Source organism: Streptomyces sp. NPDC039423 (assembly GCF_055598725.1).
The window spans coordinates 289,043-298,360 of record NZ_JBVKAH010000003.1 but is presented as its reverse complement, the minus strand read 5'-3'; the positions used below and the strand labels follow the sequence as shown (position 1 = coordinate 298,360).

Here is a 9,318-nt window from a genome sequence, read left to right as displayed (position 1 = left end):
TCCGGCGGCCGGAATGTGCAACGAACCGGGCGGGCCGACGACACGGCCCACCCCCTGCCGGCCCTCCCACCAGGACAGAACGCCCGGCCGACCGCGCGCCCGACCGCATGCCGTGCCCGGCCGGGTGCCCGAGCTCAGGCCGCCGGCCGGGCGGGTTCACGCCCCGGCGTACCGCCCGGCCAGCACGGCGACGGCGTCGGCGACCGCCCGCCGCAGCTCCGGGGGGCCCAGCACCTCCGCCTCGGTGCCCAGCCTGAGCAGGTCCCCCACCGCGACGGCCTCCGTCTCGACCGGCAGGTCCACCTCCACCCAGCCGTCCCCGTCCGCCGGCCCGGCGCCCTCCAGGGCCCGCGCACCCGGCGCGCCGAACTGCACCGGCAGCAGCCGCTGTGCCCGGGGCGACAGGCGCAGCCGGGCGGTGCCCCGGTGCAGCGCGAGCTCCAGCCGCCGGGAGGAGCCCTCCCAGTGGGCGGCCAGGTCGAACCCGGCCGGCCGTTCGAAGTCCTCCCCGGTCGGCTCCACCGCCAGGAACCGCGAGATCCGGTAGGTCCGTACCGCCTCCTCGCCGGCCGCCGCCACCAGGTACCAGATGCCGCCCTTGAGGACGATGCCGAGCGGGCGGAGTTCCCGGTGCACCTCGCCGCTCCAGCGCCGGTAGTGCGCGCGCAGCACCCGTTGTTCCCACACCGCCCCCGCGATCACCTCCAGGTGCGGTACCGGATCGGCGTCCCGGAACCACGCCGGCGCGTCCAGGTGGAACCGCTCCTGGACCCGCCGCGCTTGTTCGGCGGGGCCGGGCGGCAGCGCCGCCTCCAGCTTCAGCCGGGCGGTCGTCAGCAGCGCGCCCAGGCCCAGGTCCCGTGCGGGGCCGGGCGCCCCGGCCAGGAAGAGGGAGCCCGCCTCGGCGCCGGTGAGCCCGGTCAGCCGGGTGCGGTACCCGTCCATGAGCCGGTAGCCGCCGTCGGGGCCGCGGTCGGCGCGGACCGGGACGCCCGCCGCGCCGAGCGCCTCGACATCCCGGTAGACCGTGCGGACGGAGACCTCCAGCTCCTCGGCGAGCTGAGGGGCGGTCATCCGGCCCCGGTTCTGGAGGAGCAACAGCAGGGAGAGGAGCCGGTCGGCGCGCATGGGGCCATTGTGCCCGGTACCTGACAGGAGGTGTCAGGTACCGGGCCCAGGCTGGTCACATCCCCCGGGCACCGGCCCGGGCGGCCCACCGAGAGGACACCCATGCCCGCACGGACCACCGGTACGCACACCACCGGCGCGACCCGGACCACCGGTACGCACACCACCGGTCACTTCACCTTCGCCGACTGGCGCGAGACCCCGCTGGGGGAGGGGGACGGCTGCCCGCGACTCGCCCGTGCCTCCGTCACCAACGCCTTCTCGGGTGGCATCGAGGCGCCGGCCACCATCTGCGAGTACACCATCGCGTACATCACGGAGAAGACCGGCACGTTCACCGGCATGGAACTGCTGACCGGCCGGCTCGACGGCCGCCGGGGCTCCTTCACCGTCGAGGAGCGCGGGTCGTTCCATCCGGACGGCACCGTGACGTGCGTCTTCGAGGTCGTCCCCGGCTCGGGCACCGGAGAGCTGGCGGGGCTGCGCGGAACCGGCTCCTTCACGGCCCGGCACGGCGAACCGTCCGTCCCCTACTCCTTCGGCTACGACCTGGACGGCGGTACCGGGTCCGAGGGGTGACCGGGCCGCACGGTCGCCGTTGACCCGCTCCCGAGCGGCGCCGTACGGTGCGTATCACCCAGTACGCCACTCGCACACGGGGCGGCTCATGGCTCCCACGGCCCTCACCACACGCGTCCGCCGCCGGGCGGCGGCCCTCTCCGGCCCGGCCCTGCTGGTCACGGGCCTCGTGTTCACGCTCTCGGCATGCGGCTCCGACGTCCCGTCCGGCGGTGACCGGAGCGTCCGCCCGGCAGCCGCCGTGTCCCTCGACCGCGTCGGTGCCCCGCTCGCGGACGTCCTGACGGCACAGGCCACCGCCCAGGCCACGGCCGCCCGTACGGCCCAGGCCCGGGAACCGGCCCGCGAACCCGCGACCGGGCCGGGGCCGGAGACCGCGCCGAAGGTGTGCACCACGGCCCCGGCCGACCGCGCGGCCTGCCGCAACCCGGGCGGGAGGATCGACCCCCGGGGCGGAGACCTGGACGGCGACGGCGTCTTCGAGCCGCACGAGCCGGTCGGACCCGGCTACAAGGATCCGCGCGCCTACGACGGCGGCAGGACGTCGGGCGAGACGCAGTGCGCATGGCTGCGTTCCCAGGGCAAGGCCTGCTGAACCCCGCCGGCGCACGCGCACGAGAGCGCCGGGGGTGCGGACCGGGAAACCTCCCGTCCCGCACCCCCGGCGTCCTCCGGCCCGCTAGCAGGTGTCTCGCCGATCATGCCGGGCTCACGACGCCTGGCACCGCGCCTCGCCGGGGGCCGGCAGGGTGGACCGCTCGTCCGTCAGAGGTCGCCCGGCTTGATGCGGCCGCGCCAGCCGCCGGACTCGCCGCCCTGGCCCTCGATGTAGTCCTTGAACCGCCGCATGTCACCCTTCACGCGCCGGTCGATCGTGCCGGTGAGATCGGCGGCCTTCTCCGCGAGGCCGCTGGTCTCGATGTCCATCACCAGTTCCACGCGCGTGTGCGTGTCGTCCAGGCGCTGGAAACTGACCACGCCCTTCTGCTGGGTGTCGCCGCTGATGGTCCGCCACGCGATCCGTTCGTCGGGCAGTTGGTCGACGATCTCGGTGTCGAACTCCCGCCGCACGCCACCGATCTTGGTCTTCCAGTGGTTGTGGCGGGAGTCGACCTGCACGACCTCCTCGACGCCCTCCATGAACCGCGGGAACTCCTCGAACATCGTCCACTGGTTGTACGCGGTGTGGACGGGGACCTCGACCTCGACGGCTTCCTTCACCTTGCTCATCAGCGCCTCCTCGTTCCCGGTCATCGGCGCGGCGGGGACCCGCCGCGCACGTCGGCCGGTGATCCGGGTACCCGCCCCGACGGATCCATGCCCATGGGATCCGCATCCCTTCGATCCGTGCCCGCCACAGCCCTGCCCCGCTGGACCCCGTCCCGGGCGCTTCCGCCACCGCGACGGTGTCCCGCCCTCCTCCCCCCGGAAGGGCGGGACACCGGCACGCCCCCATCGGCGGACCGGCCCGGAGGCCCGTGAGCCCCCGGGCTCCCGAAGGGCCCGCCGTCCCGCGACCGCCGTGCCGTGGGCGGCCGCGGCGTCCTGGTGCCGTGGACGAACCTACGGCCGTCCGCCCGGCCCGTCGTCCCACGCAGGGTCGAGTTCCGTGACCATCTCCCGCGGCAGGCCGCCGGTTCCTGCAACTCCCGCCGTACCGCCAACGATTGACGTGGGCCCCTCCCCGTACGGGTTACGCTGCGGCGATGCGGATCCGCCCCCTCGCCGCCGACGTGCTGATCACGGCGGCGCTGACCAGCGTCGCCGTACTGCTCGGGCAGGAGGCCACCAGCCAGGGCTGGCCCGCACTCGACCTCGCCGGGTACCTGCTGCTGGGGCTGGTCAACCTGCCGGTCGTCGTCCGGGGCAGGGCGCCCGCCGCCGTGTGCCTCTTCGTCCTGGCCCTGTGGATCGTGTACGTCACCGCCGGCTACTGGCCCGTGGTGAACTCCTTCGCCCCCATGCTCACCGTCTACACGGTCGCCTCCCTGCGCCCACTGCGCGCCGCCGCCGGCTGCGCGGCCCTGATGAGCGCCGTCTGGATCTACGCGGGCCTCGTCAGCGACCACGCCGCCATGCCGTCCGTCGTCGGCCAGGCCATCGGTTTCCCCCTCGTCCTGGTCCGCTTCGGGCACCTCGCCCGGCGCTCCGCCGAACTGGCCCGCCGACTGCGGGACGAGCAGGAGGAACGGGCCCGCCGCGAGGTCGCCGAGGAACGCGGCCGGATCGCCCGCGAGCTCCACGACGTGGTCGCCCACCACATGTCGGTGATATCCGTCCAGGTGGGTCTGGCCCGCTTCGTCTTCGACTCCGATCCGGCCACCGCCCGCACCGCCCTCGGGACCATCGCCGGCACCAGCACGGAGGCCCTTGAGGAACTCCGGCGCGTCCTCCAGGTGCTGCGCGCCGACGGCGACGGCGGCCCGTCCGCGCCGATGCCCGGCCTCGCCCGCGTGGAGGAGATGGCCGAACGCGTACGGGCCGGGGGAGTGCCGCTGCGGGTGCGCGTCGACGGGACGCCGCGACCGCTGCCGCCCGGCGCGGATCTGTGCGCGTACCGCGTCGTCCAGGAGGCGCTGACGAACGTGCTGAAACACGCGCCGGGCTCCCGCGCCCTGGTGGAGATCCACTACCGGCAGCACCATGTGGCGGTCTCGGTCACCAACGACAGGGGTGAGGGGGTGATTCTGGACAGAGTGCGAACGGGCGGCGGCCACGGGTTGATCGGCATGCGCGAGCGGGCCAAGCTGTACGGGGGGACGATCAGCATCGGCCCGCGGAGCGAGGGGGGATTCGCCGTCAGGCTCACCCTGCCGACCTCCGCGCGGACCGCACACCAGGGGGACGGCGCGTCGGAATGACCAGGGTGCTCGTCGTCGACGACCAGTTCCTCATCCGGGCGGGCCTGGTGGGGCTGTTGCGCGCCGCGCCCGGCATCGAGGTCGTGGGCGAGGCGGCCGACGGCGAGGAGGCCGTCGCGCTGGTGGCCGAGACCCGCCCCGACGTGGTCCTGATGGACATCCGGATGCCCGGCATGGGCGGCATCGCGGCCACCGAGCGGATCCTCGCGGAAGCCCCCGACCCCGCTCCCAAGGTCCTGGTGCTCACCACCTTCGACCTGGACGAGTACGTGTACGGCGCGCTGCGCGCGGGCGCGTCCGGCTTCCTGCTCAAGGACTCCGGGCCCGAGCGGCTGCTCGCCGCGGTCGCGGCGGTGGGCGGGGGCGACGCCCTGTTCGCGCCCAGCGTCACCCGGCGGCTGGTCGAGGCGTTCGCCCGGCAGACCGGCGACGGGGCCCGCCGGCCACCGCCCGACCTGGCCGTGCTGACCGGCCGTGAGACCGAGGTGCTGCGGCTGACCGCACGCGGTCTGAGCAACCTGGAGATCGCCGGCGAGCTGTTCATCAGCGAGGCCACCGTCAAGACGCACCTCAACCGCGCCATGGGCAAGCTGAACCTGGACAGCCGCGCGCAGGCGGTCGTGGTGGCGTACGAGACGGGCCTGGTGACCCCGGGCGGCGGCTGACCGGCCGGTGAACCGAACGGTGCGGCGGAACGTATGGGAGGGCGACCTTCTGTTTCGCACCGGTACGGCATTGGGGGCCATGAATGAGGCACGGGCGGCGCACCCTGCGGCGGGTCATCCGGCTCGCCGCCGTCGGAGGGCTGCTCTGCGGCGGGCTGATGGTGTCGCACGCGGTGGCGGGGGAGACGGCGCCGGACGGCGGCCGCCCGGCCGTCGGGGCCTCCGCCCCGCCCACCGACGCGACGGCGGACCTGATCGCACGGCTGGGCACGACGCGCACCGCGGGGAGCTGGATCGGTGCGGACGGCCGCCCGGTCGTCGCCGTGACCGACGACGCCGCGGCCGCCGAGGTCCGGCGGGCGGGAGCGCGGGCCGAGGTGAAACGGCACAGCATGCGGGACCTCCGCTCGGCGACGCGGAGCCTGGAGAGCGCCCCCAGGGTGCCCGGTACCGCGTGGGTGATGGACTACGCGTCCAACCAGGTCACCGTGTACGCGGACCGCACCGTCTCCTCGGGCGACTGGTCACGCATGACGCAAGTGGCCCGGCAGGCGGGCGACTTCGTCCGCATGCGGCGCACCGGAGGTGCCTTCACCACCAGGATCAACGGCGCCGTCCCTATCTTCAACGGGACCGGTCGCTGCTCCGTGGGCTTCAACGTCACCGACGGGCGGGACAACTTCCTGCTGACGGCCGGGCATTGCGGCCCGGTGGGCACGCCGTGGTTCCGCGACACCGGGGGCGGCAGCGGGAGGCTCGGCACCACGGTCGCCCGCAGCTTCCCCGGCGACGACTTCTCCCTCGTCCGGTACGACGACCGCGGGGCCTTCGACGGCTCGAACGCCGTGGACATCGGGCAGGGCAGGAGCGTCCCGGTCGTCGGCGCCGCCGACCCCGTGGTGGGGCAGGAGGTCTTCCGCAGCGGCAGCACCACCGGACTGCGGTCCGGACGGGTCACCGCCCTGAACGCCACCGTCAACTACCGCGAGGGCACCGTCACCGGACTCATCGCCACCACGGTGTGCGCCGAGCCGGGGGACAGCGGCGGCCCGCTCCTGGCGCAGGGACTGGCACTCGGCGTGACCTCCGGGGGCAACGGTGACTGCGCCGAGGGAGGGATGACGTTCTTCCAGCCGATGACCAAGGCGCTGACGGCGCTGGGCGTGCGCGTCATCGACGGGCGCCTGGCGGCCGACCGCGGCACCGTCGCCGCCCCGTCCGCACCGCCCGCCACCCCGTCACCCGCCGCCGCCGGCGGGGGAGCGGGCACCGGGGCCGACGGCGGCACGGGCGCCGGGTTCGTGCCGCCCGCCCAGGCCGTGGCACCGCCGGGCGGCGTCGCGCGGCGGGCCGTCACCGGGATCGTGGACACGGCGGAACTCGTCCCGGGGCTGGGGGTCATCGCCGTGAGCCTGCTCGTCCTGCTCGCCCTCCGCCGGCTGCTGACCGAGCGCGCCGACCGCGACCACCTCCGTGCGCACTACTCCCAGCACTGGGGTTGACGCTGGATGGATTATCCGTATCGCGTTGCTCGTGTCGAATAATCCGGTTATCCGCCTACGTGCTTAAGGTGAGCCCGCTGAAGCCACCCCCCTACGCTTTGGGAGACATAGCAATGGGTCAGTTCGCACGTACCTGGGGCGCCGGAATCGCCGCCGCCGCGCTCATCGCCGGCTCCGTCGGGACGGCCGTGGCGGTCTCGTCCCCGTCCTCCGCGCCCCACAAGCCGGCCGCCGTCGCCGGTACCGCACTCACGACCGCGTCGGCCAACGCCACGGTGAGGACCGTCCGGGCGTGGCAGCAGTTCCGCATCCGCGGTGTCGTCAAGAGCCTCCGCCCCGGCAGCAAGGTCATCCTCCAGCAGAAGCAGAACCGCCGCTGGGTCTCGCTCCCCGCGTCGATGAACACCACCTCCCGCTCCACCTACAGCATGCGCGTCATGCTCGGGATGAAGGGCCACAACAAGCTGCGCCTCGTCGACAGCCGCAAGCGGGTCGTCTCGCCCGTCATCAACGTCTGGGTGCGCTGACGGCCTCCGCGCCCCAGGGGCTCCCACCCGGCTCCGGGCTCGCTCGCCGCCTCGGCGACGCGAGCCCGGCCGTACGGGGGCGGGGCCCCCGCCGGGCGGGTTAGGGTCGGTCGCATGGCCGGACTCGACGCGTTCAGTGACCTGGTGGACTACCCCATGTATGTCGTGACGGCCGAGGCCGACGGCGAACGGGCGGGCTGCCTCGTCGGTTTCGCCTCGCAGTGCTCGATCCACCCGCCCCGCTTCACCGTATGGCTCTCCACCGCCAACCGGACGTACCGGGTGGCACGGCACGCCACCCATCTGGCCGTCCACCTCCTCCGCCGCGAACAGCACGGCCTCGCCCGGCTCTTCGGCGGGGAGACCGGTGACAAGACCGACAAGTTCCGCCAGGTCGCCTGGTGGCCCGGACCCGGGGGCGCACCGGTCCTCGCCGGCACCTGCGCCTGGTTCGTCGGCCGCGTGCTCGACCGCGTCGACGGCGGCGACCACGTGGGGTTCCTCCTGGACCCCGTCGAGGCCTCCCCGCCCACCGCGGAGCGGCCCCCGCTCGTCATGTTCAGCGACGTCGGCGACATCTCCCCGGGACACCCCGCCTGACCCGCCCCGGACAGCCGCCCCGGAGCGCGGGCTCGTCTGGCCGGGCAGGTACCTACTAGGTACCCTCAAGGCATGCCGTCTCTGAACATCACCTTCACCGACGAGGAGCTGGAGGAGGTCCGCGCCGCGGCGGCCGCCGAAGGCAAGTCTCTCAAGCAGTACGTCCACGACCTGCCCCTCCGTGAGCGCCAGCGGCGGCAGTTCGTCCGCTACGCCGTCTCCTGGGGGGAGGCCCACCGCGCCGAGTTCGACGAGGCCTTCCCCGACGAGATCCCCCGGCCGGAGGGCCGACGGGGAGGCGCGGCCGCCTGATGGTGTTCTACGTCGACGTCCCCTGGCTCCTCGACGTCCAGGAGCAGGCCGTGCCCGAGGACGTGTCCGTCGCGGACTACTCCGCCCTCGTCGCGGCCGTCGCCCGGCACAAGACCCGCATCCCGCGCGCCACCACCGCCGAACCCGACCCGGCGTGGCGCGCGGCCGCCCTGCTGCACACCCTCGTGCGCCTCCAGCCCCTGCCGCACCGCAACTCCCTGTACGCCTGCCAGGTCGCCGTCGCGTACATGCACGCCTCCGGCGAGGGCATCGACGCTCCGTACGGCGCCCTGGTGGAACTGGTCCGTGACATCCAGGCGGCCAAGGCCACCGTCTACCAGGCGGCGGACCGCATCCGCGGCTGGCGCATATGACCGCCCCGGCGGCTGCCGTGTGACGGCCGGCCGCGGTGCGGCGGTACGAGGCGGGGTGCGGGGCGCGGCGCGTGACGCGTACGGTCCGGGCGGCGTGTGACAGGGCCGGCCGCGGTGCGGCGGTACGAGGCGGGGCGCGGCGTGTGACACGGACGGCCGCCCGCCCCGCCCGGCCGGTGCCCCGTACAGGGGACCTCCAGCAACCTCCCCGCCGGGTGATCGTTTGCCGTCGTGGGGGCGGGCCTCCCGCTCCCACGACCCCTCACCTGGAGGCCCGATGCGCGGGAAAGTCCCGTCCCTCGTCGCCGCTCTGGCATTCGTCACCACCACCGCTCTGGGCGGCGCCGCCGCCACGGCCGGCACCGCCGTCGCCGCCGGTCCCGCCGGCCGGCCCGGCGTACTGGAGCAGGCGGACCGGATCATGAACCTCACCTACGGCGCGTTCGCGAAGACACCGCGCGTCGAGCCGTTCGACTGGAGCACCGACGGCTGTTCCGTACCGGTCGGCTTCGCCCCGTACCGTGAGGTGTTCCGCCCGGCGTGCGAGCAGCACGACTTCGGGTACCGGAACTACGGCGCCCACGGGAAGCTGCGGCTCGGCCCGACCAGGGACACCAAGAACTGGATCGACGGCCGGTTCCGCACGGAGATGGAGCGGATCTGCCAGGACGCCTACGCCGCCGCGGCCGACCGGGGGAACTGCGTGGGCGCGGCCCAGGGGTACTTCGTCGCCGTCAACGTCGGGGGCGACGCCGCCTTCTTCTGACCGG

Annotated in this window: 12 protein-coding genes; 10 read left to right on the top strand and 2 right to left on the bottom strand. The window is 74.3% G+C overall.

Annotated elements, in window-relative coordinates; all coding sequences use genetic code 11:
- Window positions 1-156: 156 nt before the first annotated feature.
- Entirely contained in the window at window positions 157-1,128 is a 972-nt protein-coding gene (locus ACZ7LK_RS12120) for a helix-turn-helix transcriptional regulator (protein WP_392272975.1), read from the bottom strand.
- 102 nt (window positions 1,129-1,230) lie between these two features.
- On the opposite strand from ACZ7LK_RS12120, the gene ACZ7LK_RS12115 reads away from it, so the two are divergent.
- A complete protein-coding gene (locus tag ACZ7LK_RS12115; protein WP_469463166.1) occupies window positions 1,231-1,707 on the top strand; it encodes a DUF3224 domain-containing protein in 477 nt (158 codons plus the stop codon).
- An 88-nt stretch (window positions 1,708-1,795) separates the two neighbouring features.
- On the top strand, window positions 1,796-2,302 hold the full coding sequence (locus ACZ7LK_RS12110) for a hypothetical protein (protein WP_392272977.1): 507 nt from the start codon (window positions 1,796-1,798) through the stop codon (window positions 2,300-2,302).
- A gap of 170 nt (window positions 2,303-2,472) precedes the next feature.
- Here ACZ7LK_RS12110 and ACZ7LK_RS12105 read toward each other — a convergent pair whose 3' ends face one another.
- Window positions 2,473-2,937: an SRPBCC family protein gene (locus ACZ7LK_RS12105; protein WP_392272978.1), complete on the bottom strand. Its 465-nt coding sequence runs from the start codon at window positions 2,935-2,937 to the stop codon at window positions 2,473-2,475.
- Window positions 2,938-3,413: 476 nt separating this feature from the next.
- Here ACZ7LK_RS12105 and ACZ7LK_RS12100 point away from each other — a divergent pair, with 476 nt between their 5' ends.
- From ACZ7LK_RS12100 to ACZ7LK_RS12065, 8 genes are all read left to right on the top strand, one after another.
- Window positions 3,414-4,568: a sensor histidine kinase gene (locus tag ACZ7LK_RS12100; RefSeq protein ID WP_471140033.1), complete on the top strand. Its 1,155-nt coding sequence runs from the start codon at window positions 3,414-3,416 to the stop codon at window positions 4,566-4,568.
- A complete protein-coding gene (locus tag ACZ7LK_RS12095) occupies window positions 4,565-5,233 on the top strand; it encodes a response regulator (RefSeq protein WP_392272980.1) in 669 nt (222 codons plus the stop codon). The genes ACZ7LK_RS12100 and ACZ7LK_RS12095 overlap by 4 nt, the downstream gene beginning before the upstream one ends.
- 83 nt (window positions 5,234-5,316) lie before the next feature.
- Window positions 5,317-6,735 (top strand): S1 family peptidase, encoded by a 1,419-nt coding sequence (locus tag ACZ7LK_RS12090; protein ID WP_469463161.1) that lies wholly within the window; start codon window positions 5,317-5,319, stop codon window positions 6,733-6,735.
- A 113-nt stretch (window positions 6,736-6,848) separates the two neighbouring features.
- Window positions 6,849-7,262, top strand: a complete 414-nt coding sequence (locus ACZ7LK_RS12085) for a hypothetical protein (protein ID WP_392272982.1) — start codon at window positions 6,849-6,851, stop codon at window positions 7,260-7,262.
- Window positions 7,263-7,376: 114 nt separating this feature from the next.
- Window positions 7,377-7,862 (top strand): flavin reductase family protein, encoded by a 486-nt coding sequence (locus ACZ7LK_RS12080; RefSeq protein WP_471140029.1) that lies wholly within the window; start codon window positions 7,377-7,379, stop codon window positions 7,860-7,862.
- 72 nt (window positions 7,863-7,934) lie between these two features.
- Window positions 7,935-8,174 (top strand): hypothetical protein, encoded by a 240-nt coding sequence (locus ACZ7LK_RS12075; RefSeq protein WP_392272984.1) that lies wholly within the window; start codon window positions 7,935-7,937, stop codon window positions 8,172-8,174.
- The gene (locus ACZ7LK_RS12070; protein ID WP_392272985.1) at window positions 8,174-8,548 is read left to right on the top strand and encodes a toxin Doc; all 375 of its coding nucleotides are present in this window, start codon (window positions 8,174-8,176) and stop codon (window positions 8,546-8,548) included. Before ACZ7LK_RS12075 ends, ACZ7LK_RS12070 begins: the two co-directional genes overlap by 1 nt.
- A 277-nt stretch (window positions 8,549-8,825) precedes the next feature.
- A complete protein-coding gene (locus ACZ7LK_RS12065; protein WP_471140024.1) occupies window positions 8,826-9,314 on the top strand; it encodes a phospholipase A2 in 489 nt (162 codons plus the stop codon).
- Window positions 9,315-9,318: the final 4 nt, after the last annotated feature.

Excerpts from the sequence above, each read along its gene's own strand:
- ACZ7LK_RS12065 (WP_471140024.1), top strand. The coding sequence starts at position 8,826 with ATGCGCGGGAAAGTCCCGTCCCTCGTCGCCGCTCTGGCATTCGTCACC.
- ACZ7LK_RS12115 (WP_469463166.1), top strand. The coding sequence starts at position 1,231 with ATGCCCGCACGGACCACCGGTACGCACACCACCGGCGCGACCCGGACC.
- ACZ7LK_RS12090 (WP_469463161.1), top strand. The coding sequence starts at position 5,317 with ATGAGGCACGGGCGGCGCACCCTGCGGCGGGTCATCCGGCTCGCCGCC.
- ACZ7LK_RS12075 (WP_392272984.1), top strand. The coding sequence starts at position 7,935 with ATGCCGTCTCTGAACATCACCTTCACCGACGAGGAGCTGGAGGAGGTC.
- ACZ7LK_RS12120 (WP_392272975.1), bottom strand. The coding sequence starts at position 1,128 with ATGCGCGCCGACCGGCTCCTCTCCCTGCTGTTGCTCCTCCAGAACCGG.
- ACZ7LK_RS12095 (WP_392272980.1), top strand. The coding sequence starts at position 4,565 with ATGACCAGGGTGCTCGTCGTCGACGACCAGTTCCTCATCCGGGCGGGC.
- ACZ7LK_RS12110 (WP_392272977.1), top strand. The coding sequence starts at position 1,796 with ATGGCTCCCACGGCCCTCACCACACGCGTCCGCCGCCGGGCGGCGGCC.
- ACZ7LK_RS12085 (WP_392272982.1), top strand. The coding sequence starts at position 6,849 with ATGGGTCAGTTCGCACGTACCTGGGGCGCCGGAATCGCCGCCGCCGCG.
- ACZ7LK_RS12105 (WP_392272978.1), bottom strand. The coding sequence starts at position 2,937 with ATGAGCAAGGTGAAGGAAGCCGTCGAGGTCGAGGTCCCCGTCCACACC.
- ACZ7LK_RS12100 (WP_471140033.1), top strand. The coding sequence starts at position 3,414 with ATGCGGATCCGCCCCCTCGCCGCCGACGTGCTGATCACGGCGGCGCTG.
- ACZ7LK_RS12070 (WP_392272985.1), top strand. The coding sequence starts at position 8,174 with ATGGTGTTCTACGTCGACGTCCCCTGGCTCCTCGACGTCCAGGAGCAG.
- ACZ7LK_RS12080 (WP_471140029.1), top strand. The coding sequence starts at position 7,377 with ATGGCCGGACTCGACGCGTTCAGTGACCTGGTGGACTACCCCATGTAT.